This is a genomic window from Hydrogenophaga palleronii NBRC 102513 (assembly GCF_001571225.1).
Lineage (GTDB): Bacteria > Pseudomonadota > Gammaproteobacteria > Burkholderiales > Burkholderiaceae_C > Hydrogenophaga > Hydrogenophaga palleronii.
Genome location: NZ_BCTJ01000011.1, coordinates 51,068 through 64,843 on the forward strand (window position 1 = coordinate 51,068; position 13,776 = coordinate 64,843).

Annotated in this window: 13 protein-coding genes; all 13 read right to left on the bottom strand. The window is 65.9% G+C overall.

Annotated elements, in window-relative coordinates; all coding sequences use genetic code 11:
* Positions 1-24 precede the first annotated feature (24 nt).
* The 13 genes from HPA01S_RS10030 to sdhC all read right to left on the bottom strand — a co-directional run bounded on the left by HPA01S_RS10030 (position 25) and on the right by sdhC (position 13,715).
* Complete coding sequence (locus HPA01S_RS10030) at positions 25-2,637, bottom strand: FimV/HubP family polar landmark protein (protein ID WP_066269493.1); 2,613 nt, start codon at positions 2,635-2,637, stop codon at positions 25-27.
* Between the two features lie 262 nt (positions 2,638-2,899).
* Positions 2,900-4,027 (bottom strand): aspartate-semialdehyde dehydrogenase, encoded by a 1,128-nt coding sequence (gene asd, locus HPA01S_RS10035; protein WP_066269497.1) that lies wholly within the window; start codon positions 4,025-4,027, stop codon positions 2,900-2,902.
* 77 nt (positions 4,028-4,104) lie between these two features.
* Positions 4,105-5,193 carry a 3-isopropylmalate dehydrogenase gene (gene leuB / locus HPA01S_RS10040; protein ID WP_066269499.1) on the bottom strand — a complete coding sequence of 363 codons (1,089 nt, stop codon included), beginning with the start codon at positions 5,191-5,193 and terminating at the stop codon, positions 4,105-4,107.
* A 67-nt stretch (positions 5,194-5,260) separates the two neighbouring features.
* Complete coding sequence (gene leuD, locus HPA01S_RS10045; protein WP_066269501.1) at positions 5,261-5,917, bottom strand: 3-isopropylmalate dehydratase small subunit; 657 nt, start codon at positions 5,915-5,917, stop codon at positions 5,261-5,263.
* A 14-nt stretch (positions 5,918-5,931) separates the two neighbouring features.
* Positions 5,932-6,093, bottom strand: coding sequence for an entericidin EcnAB (locus HPA01S_RS10050; RefSeq protein WP_066269503.1), 162 nt, complete (start codon positions 6,091-6,093; stop codon positions 5,932-5,934).
* 41 nt (positions 6,094-6,134) lie between these two features.
* Positions 6,135-7,556, bottom strand: coding sequence for a 3-isopropylmalate dehydratase large subunit (leuC, locus tag HPA01S_RS10055; RefSeq protein ID WP_066269504.1), 1,422 nt, complete (start codon positions 7,554-7,556; stop codon positions 6,135-6,137).
* A gap of 30 nt (positions 7,557-7,586) precedes the next feature.
* On the bottom strand, positions 7,587-8,513 hold the full coding sequence (locus HPA01S_RS10060) for a LysR family transcriptional regulator (RefSeq protein ID WP_066269506.1): 927 nt from the start codon (positions 8,511-8,513) through the stop codon (positions 7,587-7,589).
* A gap of 166 nt (positions 8,514-8,679) precedes the next feature.
* Positions 8,680-9,990, bottom strand: coding sequence for a citrate synthase (locus tag HPA01S_RS10065; RefSeq protein WP_066269510.1), 1,311 nt, complete (start codon positions 9,988-9,990; stop codon positions 8,680-8,682).
* Between the two features lie 11 nt (positions 9,991-10,001).
* Entirely contained in the window at positions 10,002-10,322 is a 321-nt protein-coding gene (locus tag HPA01S_RS10070; RefSeq protein ID WP_066269513.1) for an FAD assembly factor SdhE, read from the bottom strand.
* A gap of 19 nt (positions 10,323-10,341) precedes the next feature.
* Positions 10,342-11,046, bottom strand: a complete 705-nt coding sequence (locus tag HPA01S_RS10075) for a succinate dehydrogenase iron-sulfur subunit (RefSeq protein WP_066269515.1) — start codon at positions 11,044-11,046, stop codon at positions 10,342-10,344.
* A 40-nt stretch (positions 11,047-11,086) separates the two neighbouring features.
* On the bottom strand, positions 11,087-12,895 hold the full coding sequence (gene sdhA, locus HPA01S_RS10080; protein ID WP_066269516.1) for a succinate dehydrogenase flavoprotein subunit: 1,809 nt from the start codon (positions 12,893-12,895) through the stop codon (positions 11,087-11,089).
* Between the two features lie 4 nt (positions 12,896-12,899).
* Entirely contained in the window at positions 12,900-13,265 is a 366-nt protein-coding gene (gene sdhD, locus HPA01S_RS10085; RefSeq protein WP_066269517.1) for a succinate dehydrogenase, hydrophobic membrane anchor protein, read from the bottom strand.
* 18 nt (positions 13,266-13,283) lie between these two features.
* The gene (sdhC, locus tag HPA01S_RS10090; RefSeq protein WP_066269519.1) at positions 13,284-13,715 is read right to left on the bottom strand and encodes a succinate dehydrogenase, cytochrome b556 subunit; all 432 of its coding nucleotides are present in this window, start codon (positions 13,713-13,715) and stop codon (positions 13,284-13,286) included.
* Positions 13,716-13,776: the final 61 nt, after the last annotated feature.

Genomic DNA, 13,776 nt, shown 5'->3' on the forward strand with positions numbered 1-13,776 from the left:
CGGCGAAGAAGACGTGGGCCGGCCTCAGGCCAGGTCGGCGAGGAAGGTGCCGGCCTTGGTCTTGAGCGTGCCCGAGGCTTCCGCCAGCACTTCTTCGGCCAGCGAACGCGCACCTTCGAAGTCGCCGATGGCGCGGAATTCTTCCGCCAGCGACAGCTTGGTTTCCAGCGGGTTCTCTTCCGTGAGGCGGCCGGCGGAGGTGCCGTCGTCGTCCTGCACGCCGGGCTCGTTCAGGTCGAGATTGAGGTTGTTCAGGTCGAACGACAGCATCTCGGGGGCAGCGGGCGCCGCGGCGGGCTTCTCGTCCTGCGCAGCGGGTACATCCAGATCGAGGAACGGCGCGTCGTCGAAGGACAGCGGAGCCGAGTCGGCTGCGTCGCTGATCGGGTCGGACGTGGACAGCGGGGCAGGGCTCGAGGGGAAGTCGAGGTCAAAGTCCATCGACATCGACGAGGGCACGCCGTCCTTGTCGTCGCTGCTGGCAGTCAGCGCTTCGGTGCTCTGCAGATCGTCCATGCCGGACATGGGTGAGGCTGCAGCCACGGCGGGCGCTTGTGCCACTGGTGGATCGGCCGGCAGGTCGGAAGGCTGGGCGTCGTCAAACGAGAAGTCCAGATCCAGGTCGAGGTCGGGCGCGTTGGCGCCGGGTGCGCGGCTGGAGTCCGACAGCGTGCTGGCGCCGAAGGGCATGGTGTTCATGGCACCGCCGGCCACGCCAACGGCTGCCGCCACCTTGACCACGGGGCTGCCACCCGGTTGGTACAGGGGGTTGGATGGATCGAGTTCCTTGCCGAGTTCGCAGGCGTGTTCCCATTCCGCGCCCTGGCCCTGGGTGAGGCCATAGGCTTCGGTGGCCACGACTTCAAAAGCGCGCGCGTCGCGGCGTTTGGCGTAGATCTCGAGCAGCTTGTTGTGGATGGCCACACGCGTGGGCGTGCTGCGCATCGCTTCCTTCAGGATTTCTTCGGCCTGCAGGTCGCGGCCGTAGGCCAGGTACACGTCGGCTTCGGCCACCGGGTCCACGTCACCGGCCGCATCGAGCTGGCTCGGCGAATACACCATGGACGAGCCCGACGCTGCCGATTCGGCGGTGTCGATGCGCTGGCCGCCGCTGGAGCCGAAGAACGAATCGGGCTGCAGCCGGCTTTCCAGGAAGGAGCTGTCGACGTTGGCGTTGTTGCGGCGCTGGCGCATGCGGTAGATGCCCAGACCGGCCAGCAGGGCCAGCAGGCCACCCACCACAGGCAGGGTTAGCGGGTTGTCGCGCAACTGGTCGATGAAGGACGGTTCATCGGGCAGCGGGGTGGGCACCGGCAGCGGCGGTTTCACTGGTGCCGGGGTGGTGGACGTGTCGGGGGCGGCGGCTTCGGGAGCCGGTGCGTCTGCGGCCTCCTGTGCTGCGGGGGCGTCCGGCGCAGCAGCGGTTTCGGCCGGTGCGGGCGCGGTCGGCACGGTGATCGCAGGCGTCGCCGGTGCTTCGGGCGTTGCCGCGGCCGGGGCCGCGGGTGCCGCCGGCGCAGCGGGAGCCGCAGGCGTGTTGAGTTTGGCGAGCTCTTCGATGTTGCGCGACAGCTCGGCCACGCGCGTGGACGATTCCTGTGCCTGGCGTTCGCGGGCAATGCGCTCTTCGTTGGCGGCCTGGCCAGCCGCTTCCTTGGACAGGGTCAGCTTGTCGGCCGCGGGAGCTGCGGGCGCTGCATCCTTGACCTGGGCCTGCACCTGGCCACTGGCCTGGCGGTCGGCTGCGGCCACGGCGGCCTGGGGCGCTCCACCTGCGAGGCGGCGGCGGTATTCGTTGAAGTCGCGGCTTTGCGCGGCGATGGTCTGGCGTGCTTCGGCCGGCGCGATGGCGCTGGCTTGGGCGGCGCTCGGCAGTTCGAGCACCACGCCCGACTTCATGCGGTTCACGTTGCCGCTGATGAAGGCGTTCGGGTTCTGCTGCAGCATCGCCAACAGCATCTGGTCGAGCGACACATTGGCCGGGCGGTTGGACGCCGCAATGGCGCCTGCGGTGTCGCCAGCGCGCACGCGCACCTGCCCGCCGTCGGCAGACGTGGGGGCTGCTGCCGGCGCGGGACGCTGGGCCACCGGAGCCGGTGCTGGCGAGGCTGCCGGGCTGGTGGCAGCCGGACGCGCCGGCTGCACCTGGGGCAGGGCGGCGCTGGGCGCAGGAGCAGCAGGGCGCGGGGCTTGCGCCGCGGAGACGCCGGGTGCGACTGGTGCCGGCTGGGTCTGGGCGCGCAGGTTGGGTGGGTCGAACAGCAGCGTGTAGTCGCGCACCACACGGCCTGACGACCAGTTGGCTTCCACGATCAGGTCGACAAAGGGTTCGGTCACCGGGCGCGCGCTGGTCAGGCGCAGGTAGGCGCGGCCATCGGCACGGCGTTGCAGGCTGATCTGCAACGTGGAGAGAGAGGGATTGATCTCGATGCCGGCGGCACGGAAGGTGTCGCCGCTGGCCAGGCCGACACGCAGGCTGGCCGCTTCTTCGGCGTTGATGTCGGGCACATCGATTTCGGCCCGCAGCGGTTCACCGAGCGCCGACTGCACGACCACACGGCCCAGTGCCAGTGCCTGTGCGTCGTTGTGTTGCGTCAGACCTGCGCACAACAGTGCCGCCGCTGCGACCACCTGCATCCGCGCGAGACCTCGAATACCAGTACTTTGTTGCACTTGACGGGGCTTTGGCGAAGGGGTTGGACGGGAGTTGGATGGCACTTTGACCTCGACATAAAAAACCGAGAATTGACCTTAACATCAACGCATTACAGTGACAAGCTGAGAATCCGCTTGAGTTTCCAAGCCGACCTTCTGTCGCTGTTCGGGGCCGAGTTTACGTTGTGGTAACGCAACGTAAACAGCGGCCCCTCCGATCCCGCCCTTGAAAACCGCCTGGGCTTCAGTCTTCGAGCAGGATGCGCAGCATGCGGCGCAGCGGTTCGGCCGCGCCCCACAGCAGCTGGTCACCGATGGTGAAAGCGCCGACGTACTCGGGGCCCATCGCCAGCTTGCGCACACGGCCCACGGGGATGGTCATGGTGCCGGTCACGGCCACTGGCGTGAGGTCTTGCACCGTCGCTTCGCGCGTGTTCGGCACCACTTTCACCCAGGCGTTGTCGGCGGCGATCATGGCTTCGATATCGGCCACGGGCACATCCTTCTTGAGCTTGAAGGTCAGGGCCTGGCTGTGGCAGCGCATGGCGCCCACGCGCACGCAGAAGCCGTCGACCGGGATGGCCGGCGCACTGAAGCCTTCGCCCATGCCGAGGATCTTGTTGGTCTCGGCCATGCCCTTCCACTCTTCCTTGGACATGCCGTTGCCCAGGTCCTTGTCGATCCAGGGGATCAGCGAGCCACCCAGCGGCACGCCGAAGTTGGCGGTTTCGGCGCCGGAGAGCGAACGCTGCTTGTTGATCACCTTGCGGTCGATCTCGAGGATGGCGCTCTTGGGGTCGTCGAGCAGCGACTTGACTTCGGCGTTGAGCGCGCCGTACTGCGTCAGCAGTTCGCGCATGTGCTGGGCACCACCACCGGACGCGGCCTGGTAGGTCTGCGTGCTCATCCACTCGACCAGTCCGGCCTTGTAGAGCGCGCCCACGCCCATCAGCATGCAGCTGACAGTGCAGTTGCCGCCGATCCAGTCGCGGCCGCCATGGGCGAGCGAGTTCTGGATCACCGGCAGGTTGACCGGGTCGAGCACGATGACGGCGTTCTTGTCCATGCGCAGGGTGGACGCGGCATCGATCCAGTGGCCGTTCCAGCCGGCGGCGCGCAGCTTGGGGTAGACCTCGCTGGTGTAGTCACCGCCCTGGGCGGTGATCACGATGTCGCAGCGCTTCAGGGCGGCGATGTCGTGCGCGTCCTGCAGTGTGGTTTCGTTCTTCGCCATGGCAGGGGCTTTGCCGCCTGCGTTGGAGGTGGAGAAGAACAGCGGTTCGATCAGGTCAAAGTCGCTTTCCGCGACCATGCGGTCCATCAGCACGGAACCGACCATGCCGCGCCAGCCAACGAGTCCTACGAGTTTCATGTCAACGCCCTTCAGTTAAAAAACCGTTTTGCCCCGGCTCGTCTGGCCGGGTAGGGGCGTGACGAACCGGAGCTGTATCAGCCCTTGGTAATGGTTTTGGTGATGGCGGCCACAACGGCATCGCCCATGCCGCGGGTGCTCACCTTGGTCGTGCCTTCGGACCAGATATCGCCCGTGCGCAAGCCAGACGCGAGCACGCTGCTGACCGCAGTTTCAATGCGGTCGGCGGCTTCGGTCTGGTTGAACGTGAATCTGAGCATCATGGCAGCGGACAGTATTGTAGCGAGCGGATTGGCCAGGTTCTTGCCGGCGATGTCCGGCGCGCTGCCGTGGCTGGGCTCGTACAGGCCCTGGTTCTTCGTGTTCAGCGAGGCCGACGGCAGCATGCCGATGGAGCCGGTGAGCATGGAGGCCTCGTCGGACAGGATGTCGCCGAACATGTTGCCGGTGACGACGACGTCGAATTTCTTCGGCGCGCGCACCAGCTGCATGGCCGCGTTGTCCACGTACATGTGCTCCAGCTCCACGTCGGGGTACTGGGCGTGCACCTCGGTCACGACGTCCTTCCAGAACTGGAAGGTTTCGAGCACGTTGGCCTTGTCGACGCTGGTCACCTTCTTGTTGCGCTTGCGTGCGGCCTGGAAGGCCACGTGGGCGATGCGCTCGATCTCCGGCTTGCTGTAGCGCATGGTGTCGAAGGCTTCTTCGGCACCTGGGAAGTGGCCATCGGTGGCGATGCGGCGGCCGCGTGGCTGGCCGAAGTAGATGTCGCCGGTGAGCTCGCGGATGATCAGGATGTCCAGACCCGCGATCAGTTCGGGCTTGAGGCTGGAGGCGCCCACCAGTTCGGGGTAGCAGATGGCGGGGCGGAAGTTGGCGAACAGGCCCATGTGCTTGCGCAGGCCGAGGATAGCCTGCTCGGGGCGCAGCGGGCGGTCCAGCGTGTCGTACTTCCAGTCACCGACGGCGCCGAACAGCACGGCATCGGCTTCCATGGCCAACTTGAGCGTGGCTTCGGGCAGCGGATGGCCATGGGCGTCGTAAGCGGCGCCGCCCACCAGGGCTGATTCCATTTCGATGGGCAACTCGAGTGCGTGGAGCACGCGGACCGCTTCGGCGACGATTTCGGTGCCGATGCCGTCACCGGGGAGAACTGCGATTTTCATGTGATGCGAGGTTGGAACCCCGGTGCGGCACCGGGGTGGACTCAGGAAAAGGCGGGCAGGTGGGCGCTCAGGCGCCGGCGGTCATCGTGTGTGCCAGCCAGGGCTTGGTCGCCAGGCGTTCGGCTTCGAAGGCTGCGATCTTGTCCTTGTAGCGCAAGGTCAGGCCGATGTCGTCCAGGCCGTTGAGCAGGCAGTACTTGCGGAAGGCCTGCACGTCGAACGGCAGCTCTTCACCTTGCGGCTTGATGACCACCTGGCGCTCCAGGTCGATGGTCAGCTCGTAGCCCGGGAAGGCCGCGACCTCGTCGAACAACTGCGCCACCTGGGCTTCGGACAACTGGATCGGCAGCAGGCCGTTCTTGAAGCAGTTGTTGAAGAAGATGTCGGCATAGGTAGGCGCGATGATGGCGCGGAAGCCGTACTGGTCGATGGCCCAGGGCGCGTGCTCGCGGCTGGAGCCGCAGCCGAAGTTTTTGCGCGCCAGCAGCACCGACGCACCGGCGTAGCGCGGCTGGTTGAGCACGAAGTCCGGGTTGGGTTTGCGGCTGGCAGGGTCCTGGCCGGGCTCGCCCTTGTCGAGGTAGCGCCACTCGTCAAACAGGTTTGGGCCGAAGCCGGTCTTGCGGATCGACTTCAGGAACTGCTTGGGAATGATCGCGTCGGTGTCGACGTTCTCGCGGTCCATCGGGGCCACCAGGCCCTTGTGGAGGGTGAATTTCTGCATGGGATGTGTGCGTGTTATTTGGCGATTTCCTGGACTTTTTCGCCGGCTTTCTCGATGCCCTTGCCTGCGGCCTGGCCCACGTCCTTGGCGTCTTGCTTGACGCCCGACCAGGTGTTGCAGGCGGTCAGGGTCAGCGAGAGGGTGAAAGCGGTGACGATGAAGGCGATGCGTTTCATGGTGGTCTCCTGGAGTGGGGTTGGAACGGAGGGAGGCGGAATCAGGCGATGGTGCGCACGTCGATGAAGTGGCCGTGCACCGCAGCGGCCGCGGCCATCGCTGGCGACACCAGGTGGGTGCGGCCACCCGCGCCCTGACGGCCTTCAAAGTTGCGGTTGCTGGTGGAGGCGCAGCGCTCGCCCGGCTCGAGCCGGTCGGCGTTCATCGCCAGGCACATGGAGCAACCCGGCTCGCGCCACTCGAAACCGGCGGCCTTGAAGATTTCGTGCAGGCCTTCGCGCTCGGCCTGGGCCTTGACCAGGCCGGAGCCTGGCACGACCAGCGCGAGCTTGACGTTCTTGGCCACTTTCTGGCCCAGCTTCTTCACCACCGCAGCGGCTTCGCGCATGTCTTCAATGCGGCTGTTGGTGCAGGAGCCGATGAACACCTTGTCGACGAAGATGTCGTTGAGCGGTTTGCCCGGTGACAGGTCCATGTAGGTCAGCGCGCGTTCGATGGCACCGCGCTTGTTGCTGTCCTTTTCGCGGTCGGGATCGGGCACCGTGCCGTCGATGCCCAGCACCATTTCGGGCGACGTGCCCCAGGTGACCTGCGGCACGATCTGCGACGCGTCGAGTTCCACCACCGCGTCGAAGTGGGCACCGGGGTCGGACTGCAGCGTTTTCCAGTAGGCCACTGCCTGGTCCCACTCCACGCCCTTGGGCGAGAGCGGCCGGCCCTTGACGTATTCGATGGTCTTGTCGTCCACCGCCACCAGGCCGGCGCGCGCGCCGCCTTCGATGGCCATGTTGCAGACCGTCATGCGGCCTTCGACGCTCAGCGCACGGATCGCCGAACCACCGAACTCGATGGTGTAGCCGGTGCCGCCCGCGGTGCCGATCTTGCCGATGATGGCCAGCACGATGTCCTTGGCGGTGCACCCCTTGGGCAACTGGCCGTCCACGCGCACCAGCATGTTCTTGGCCTTCTTGGCCAGCAGGGTCTGCGTGGCCAATACGTGCTCGACCTCGCTGGTGCCGATGCCGTGCGCCAGCGCACCGAACGCGCCGTGGGTGGAGGTGTGGCTGTCGCCGCAGACCACGGTCATGCCCGGCAGCGTGGCGCCGTTCTCCGGGCCGATCACGTGCACGATGCCCTGGCGCTGCGACATGAAGGGGAAGAACGCGGCGGCGCCGAACTCGGCGATGTTGCTGTCCAGCGTGGTGATCTGTTCCTTGCTGATCGGGTCGGTGATGCCGTCGTAACCCATCTCCCAGCCGGTGGTGGGCGTGTTGTGGTCGGCGGTGGCCACCACCGAGCTCACGCGCCAGACCTTGCGGCCGGCCTGGCGCAGGCCTTCGAAGGCCTGCGGGCTGGTCACTTCGTGCACCAGATGGCGGTCGATGTAGAGAACGGACGTGCCGTCTTCTTCGGTGTGGACGACGTGTTCGTCCCAGATCTTGTCGTAGAGCGTGCGTGGCATGGCAAGGGGCTTTTTCGTGGAGGGTTGATTCTAGGCCGCGTGGCGGTGCTCGGCGGCGCTGAGGTGATCGACCAGCAGGCGCGCCGTGGTCGGCAGGCTGGAGAAGTCGCGCGCCACCAGCACCAGCTGGCGCTGCGCCCATGCGTTGGTCAGCGGCAGGGCCACCAGGGCATCGCCGCTGTGCTGCAGCTCGAAGGCCCGCGCGGGCATCACGCCCACGCCCAGGCCATTGGCGATCATGCGGCACATGGCGTCCAGCCCGGTCACGCGGATGCGCACCCGCACCGCGGCGCCGGCCTGGGTCGCGGCCTGGTGCGTGGCGAGGTGGATCGAGCTGTTGGCGTGCAGGCCGACGTGGTCGAACGGCAGGCTGGCCTCGAAGGCCACCGGCCCGCTGTCAGCCAGCGGGTGGCCGCGTGGCACCACCAGCACCAGGCTGTCGCGCCGGTAGGGCAGGCTTTGCAGGCCGCTCACGCCCATGGCGCCGTTGCACAGGCCGAGGTCGGTCGCGCCTTCCTGCACCGCGCGCAGCACCTCGGGGCTGAGGTGTTCCTCAAGGTCGATCTTGACCTGTGGATGCTGGCGCGCAAAGGCACCCAGGTCTTCCGGCAGGAACTGCACGATGGCCGAGATGCTGGCGTGCACGCGCACATGGCCGCGCACGCCATCGGCGTATTCGGACAGCTCGACCTGCATCTGCTCCAGCCCGTACAGCACGGCACGTGCGTGGTGCAGCAGGCCTTCGCCGGCCGGCGTCAGGCGCACGCCGCGCGTGTGGCGTTGCAGCAGCGTGGCGCCGAGGATGGCCTCCAGGTCCGACAGGCGCTTGCTGATGGCCGAGGCGGCGATGAACTCACGCTCCGCCGCGCGCCCGATGCTGCCCAGCTCGCACACCGCAACGAAGAGTTGCAGCGAGGTGAGGTCGATCTGGCGGGCGAAGTTGCGTTCGGAAAGCATGGCGTGGTGGCTTCTCGGTTCGAGATGCTGAGCCCGTATTTTCGGCCTTTTGCGTGCGTTTGACATCTCGAAGCACGATGGCTGGGCTGCCATGCTGCGAACACGGGGACGAAAAAAAGCCCGGCATGCCGGGCTTTTTGGAGGGCAGGGCGGTGTGCCCGGGCGGTCAGCGGCCGTTGGACGACACGATGTCGCGGCGTGGCGAGCCGGTGAACAGCTGGCGCGGGCGGCCGATCTTGTACTCAGGGTCGCTGATCATTTCGTTCAGCTGGGCGATCCAGCCGACCGTGCGGGCCAGCGCGAAGATGCCGGTGAACAGGTTGACCGGGATGCCGATGGCGCGCTGCACGATGCCGGAGTAGAAGTCCACGTTCGGGTACAGCTTGCGCGAGACGAAGTACTCGTCTTCCAGGGCGATCTTCTCGAGTTCCTTGGCCAGCTTGAACAGGGGGTCGTTTTCCAGGCCCAGTTCCTGCAGCACTTCATTGCAGGTTTCCTGCATGAGCTTGGCGCGCGGGTCGTAGTTCTTGTACACGCGGTGGCCAAAGCCCATCAGCTTGACGCCGGAGTTCTTGTCCTTGACCTTCTCCATGAACTCGCCGACCTTGGACACGCCGCCCTGGCGCTGGATGTCTTCCAGCATGTTCAGGCAGGCTTCGTTGGCGCCGCCGTGTGCCGGGCCCCAGAGGCAGGCGACACCGGCGGCGATGGCCGCGAACGGGTTGGTGCCCGACGAACCGCACAGGCGCACGGTGGAAGTGGAGGCGTTCTGCTCGTGGTCGGCGTGCAGGATGAAGATGCGGTCCAGTGCGCGTTCGAGCACCGGGTTGACCACGTACTCCTCGCACGGCGTGCCGAACATCATGCGCAGGAAGTTGCCGGCGTAGCTCAGGTCGTTCTTCGGGTACATGTAGGGCTGGCCGATGCCGTACTTGTAGGCCATGGCGACCAGCGTCGGCATCTTGGCGATCAGGCGGATGGCGGCGATCTCGCGGTGCTTCGGATTGTTGATGTCCGTGCTGTCGTGATAGAAGGCCGACAGGCCGCCGACCAGGCCGGTCAGCACGGCCATGGGGTGGGCGTCACGGCGGAAGCCGCGCAGGAAGAACTGCATCTGCTCGTTGACCATGGTGTGGTTGGTCACGAGTTTGTGGAAGTCGTCGCGCTGGGCGCCGTCGGGCAGCTCGCCATTGAGCAGCAGGTAGCAGGTGTCGAGGTAGTCGCACTGGGTGGCCAGCTGCTCGATCGGGTAGCCGCGGTACAGCAGCTCGCCCTTGTCACCGTCGATGTAGGTGATGGCCGACTGGCACGATGCCGTGGACAGGAAGCCCGGGTCGTAGGTGAACATGCCGGTTTGGGCGTAGAGCTTGCGGATGTCGATCACGTCCGGACCGATGTTGCCGGCGTACACCGGCATGTCTACGCTCGGGCTGCCGTTGGAGAACGACAGGGTGGCCTTGTTGTCTACGAGTTTCATGCGGATTCCTTTTAAGACTGACTCAAAGCGGTGACTGGGAGGTCGGTGGCTGGCTGGGCGGTGCGGAGCAGGGCCAAGACGTGTGTGACGTCTTCACGCGCCAGCTCACCCTCGGGCGATTTTCGGCCCAACAGCAGATCCAGCAGATCGTTGTCGGACAGATCCATCAAAGCTCCCAGGGCATCGGCCTGACGAACCGTCAAGCCAGATTCGTGCCTGGCAAAAAAACGCTCGATGAACAGATCGTTCTCGAGCAATCCTCGGCGGCACCGCCACCGCAGCTTGCTCAGAGCACGCTCGTCCAGCAGGGTATCGGTGGTGGTGACGTCCATGGGATGCGGGGCAGCACGCTCAGATCGAGCGCATCACCATCATTTCCTTGATCTTGCCGATCGCCTTCGTCGGGTTCAGGCCCTTCGGGCAGACGTCGACGCAGTTCATGATGGTGTGGCAGCGGAACAGGCGGTACGGGTCTTCCAGGTTGTCCAGGCGCTCGCTGGTGGCCTGGTCGCGGCTGTCGGCGATGAAGCGGTAGGCCTGCAGCAGACCGGCGGGGCCGACGAACTTGTCGGGGTTCCACCAGAAGCTCGGGCAGCTCGTGGAGCAGCTGGCGCACAGGATGCACTCGTACAGGCCGTTGAGCTCTTCACGCTCTTCCGGGCTCTGCAGGCGTTCCTTCTCGGGCAGCACTTCGTCGTTGATCAGGTAGGGCTTGATGCTGTTGTACTGCTTGAAGAACAGCGTCATGTCCACGATCAGGTCGCGCACCACCGGCAGGCCGGGCAGCGGCTTCAACACGATGTCGCCCTTGAGCGTGTTCATGTTGGTCAGGCAGGCCAGACCGTTCTTGCCGTTGATGTTCATTGCGTCCGAACCGCAGACGCCTTCGCGGCAGGAGCGACGGAAGGAAATCGAAGGGTCCACCGCCTTGAGCTTCATCAGCGCGTCGAGCAGCATGCGCTCGTGGCCGTCCAGCTCGACCTCGATGGTCTGCATGTAGGGCTTGGCGTCCTTCTCGGGGTCGTAGCGGTAGATCTTGAATGTGCGTTTGGCCATGGTGTTTTTCTCCGTGCTTCGTGGGTGCGTGCGGGCGGGCTCAGAAGGTGCGGACCTTCGGCGGCACCGATTCCACGGTCAGCGGCTTGAGGTTGACGGGCTTGTATGTCAGGCTGTTGTCGGCGCTGTGCCACAGCGTGTGCTTCATCCAGTCGGCGTCGTTGCGGCCCAGTGGGTACTGGGCGTCGTCGGCGGGGCGCTCGTAGTCGTTGACGGTGTGGGCACCGCGGCACTCGCGGCGTGCGGCCGCAGAGGTCATGGTGGCCTGGGCCACTTCCATCAGGTTTTCCACTTCCAGCGCTTCGATGCGCGCGGTGTTGAACACCTTGGACTTGTCCTTCAGCGCGATGTTGCCCACGCGCTCGCGCAGGGCGTTGATGCGCTCGACGCCTTCGTCCATCACCGCCTGGGTGCGGAACACGCCGGCGTGCTGCTGCATGATGGCGCGCATGTCGTTGGCCACGTCCTGGGCGTACTCGCCGTCGGTCGACTGGTCCAGGCGCGCCAGGCGGGCCAGGGTCTTGTCGGCGGCATCGGCCGGCAGCGGCTTGTGCGCCTGGCTCTTGTCGTTGGCTTGCACGATGTGGTTGCCGGCGGCCTTGCCGAAGACCAGCAGGTCGAGCAGCGAGTTGGTGCCCAGGCGGTTGGCGCCGTGCACGCTGACGCAGGCGCATTCGCCCACCGCGTACAGGCCGTTGACCACCTTCTGGGTGCTGCCATCGCCGTCGGGCGAGACCACCTGGCCGTGGATGTTGGTCGGGATGCCGCCCATCTGGTAGTGGATGGTGGGCACGACCGGAATCGGCTCGCGCGTGATGTCCACGTTGGCGAAGTTCACGCCGATCTCGTACACCGAGGGCAGGCGCTTGTGGATGGTCTCGGCGCCCAGATGGTCCATCTTGAGCAGCACGTAGTCCTTGTTCGGGCCGCAGCCACGGCCTTCCTTGATTTCCTGGTCCATGCAGCGGCTGACGAAGTCGCGCGGGGCCAGGTCTTTCAGCGTCGGCGCATAACGCTCCATGAAGCGCTCGCCTTCGCTGTTGAGCAGGATCGCGCCTTCGCCACGGCAACCTTCGGTCAGCAGCACGCCCGCGCCGGCCACGCCGGTGGGGTGGAACTGCCAGAACTCCATGTCCTGCAGCGGAATGCCGGCGCGTGCCGCCATGCCCAGGCCGTCACCGGTGTTGATGAAGGCGTTGGTGGAGGCGGCGAAGATGCGGCCTGCGCCACCGGTGGCCAGCAGGGTGCTCTTGGCTTCGAGGATGTAGGTCTCGCCGGTTTCCATTTCCAGCGCGGTCACGCCCAGCACGTCGCCGTTGGCGTCGCGGATCAGGTCCAGCGCCATCCATTCGACGAAGAAGGTGGTGCGGGCCTGCACGTTCTGCTGGTACAGCGTGTGCAGCATGGCGTGGCCGGTGCGGTCGGCGGCGGCGCAGGCGCGTTGCACCGGCTTCTCACCGTAGTTGGCGGTGTGGCCGCCGAACGGGCGCTGGTAGATGGTGCCGTCGGGGTTGCGGTCGAACGGCATGCCGAAGTGCTCGAGCTCGTACACGACCTTGGGGGCCTCACGGCACATGAACTCGATGGCGTCCTGGTCGCCCAGCCAGTCGGAGCCCTTGATGGTGTCGTAGAAGTGGTAGTGCCAGTTGTCCTCGTTCATGTTGCCCAGGCTGGCGCTCACGCCACCTTGGGCTGCCACGGTGTGGGAACGGGTCGGGAACACTTTGGAGAGCACGGCCACCTTGAGGCCGGCGCGCGCGAGCTGCAGCGAGGCGCGCATGCCGGAGCCGCCGGCGCCGACGATGACCACGTCGAACTGACGCTTGGGAAGGGATGCGGTTGCGGTCATGGCTTCAGAGCCTCCAGAGAACTTGAACAGCCCAGCCCAGGCAGGCGATGAGCCAGACGATGGTGAAGACGTGCAGCACGAGGCGGATGCCGACGGGCTTGACGTAGTCCATCCAGATGTCGCGCATGCCGACCCACACGTGGTAGGCCAGGGCCAGGAACACAGCGAAGGTCAGGGCCTTCATCCACTGGGCGGCGAAGATGCCGGCCCAGCTTTCGTAGCCGATGGGGCCGCTGGTGAACAGCAGCTTGGCCAGCACGATCAGCGTGAAGATGGCCATGATGGCCGCGGTGATGCGCTGGGCGAGCCAGTCGCGCAGGCCGTAGTGGGCGCCGGTGACGACGCGCTTGGAACCGTAATTAACAGTCATGGTTGTGCTCCTGGGGGCTCAGTACAGGCCGAACAGCTTGGCGCCCAGCACCAGCGTGAGGCCGATGCTCAGGACCAGCGTGACCAGGGCGGACGAGCGGCCGAACTCCTTGCTCACGGCGTGGCAGGCGTCCATGTAGAGGTGGCGCACGCCGGCGATCAGGTGGTGCAGGTAGGCCCAGATGATGGACAGCACCACCAGCTTGAACAACCAGCCCGGCACGAAGCCGATGCCCACCGAAAACGCCGCGCTGAAGCGCTCGAAGGACAGCTCGGACGACACCGAGGTGTCGAACAGCCAGACGATCAGGGGCAGCAAAAGGAACATCAGGCCGCCGCTGGCGCGGTGCAGGATCGACACCCACGCCGCCGGAGCCATGCGGTAGGTGGTCAGGTCCTTGAAGGCGTTGATGTTGCGGAACTCGGGCCGCTTTTTGGTCAACTCTGTCATGGTGGGGCTTTCTTCCGTGGGAGGAGGGAGGGCGTGAAACCCGTTGGTAACTCAGTGGTAA

Bases quoted from the DNA above. Each gene is read 5' to 3' on its own strand.
- leuB (WP_066269499.1), bottom strand. From the start codon at position 5,193: ATGAAAATCGCAGTTCTCCCCGGTGACGGCATCGGCACCGAAATCGTC.
- leuC (WP_066269504.1), bottom strand. From the start codon at position 7,556: ATGCCACGCACGCTCTACGACAAGATCTGGGACGAACACGTCGTCCAC.
- HPA01S_RS10075 (WP_066269515.1), bottom strand. From the start codon at position 11,046: ATGGCCAAACGCACATTCAAGATCTACCGCTACGACCCCGAGAAGGAC.
- leuD (WP_066269501.1), bottom strand. From the start codon at position 5,917: ATGCAGAAATTCACCCTCCACAAGGGCCTGGTGGCCCCGATGGACCGC.
- sdhC (WP_066269519.1), bottom strand. From the start codon at position 13,715: ATGACAGAGTTGACCAAAAAGCGGCCCGAGTTCCGCAACATCAACGCC.
- HPA01S_RS10030 (WP_066269493.1), bottom strand. From the start codon at position 2,637: ATGCAGGTGGTCGCAGCGGCGGCACTGTTGTGCGCAGGTCTGACGCAA.
- sdhD (WP_066269517.1), bottom strand. From the start codon at position 13,265: ATGACTGTTAATTACGGTTCCAAGCGCGTCGTCACCGGCGCCCACTAC.
- HPA01S_RS10065 (WP_066269510.1), bottom strand. From the start codon at position 9,990: ATGAAACTCGTAGACAACAAGGCCACCCTGTCGTTCTCCAACGGCAGC.
- HPA01S_RS10070 (WP_066269513.1), bottom strand. From the start codon at position 10,322: ATGGACGTCACCACCACCGATACCCTGCTGGACGAGCGTGCTCTGAGC.
- HPA01S_RS10060 (WP_066269506.1), bottom strand. From the start codon at position 8,513: ATGCTTTCCGAACGCAACTTCGCCCGCCAGATCGACCTCACCTCGCTG.
- asd (WP_066269497.1), bottom strand. From the start codon at position 4,027: ATGAAACTCGTAGGACTCGTTGGCTGGCGCGGCATGGTCGGTTCCGTG.
- sdhA (WP_066269516.1), bottom strand. From the start codon at position 12,895: ATGACCGCAACCGCATCCCTTCCCAAGCGTCAGTTCGACGTGGTCATC.
- HPA01S_RS10050 (WP_066269503.1), bottom strand. From the start codon at position 6,093: ATGAAACGCATCGCCTTCATCGTCACCGCTTTCACCCTCTCGCTGACC.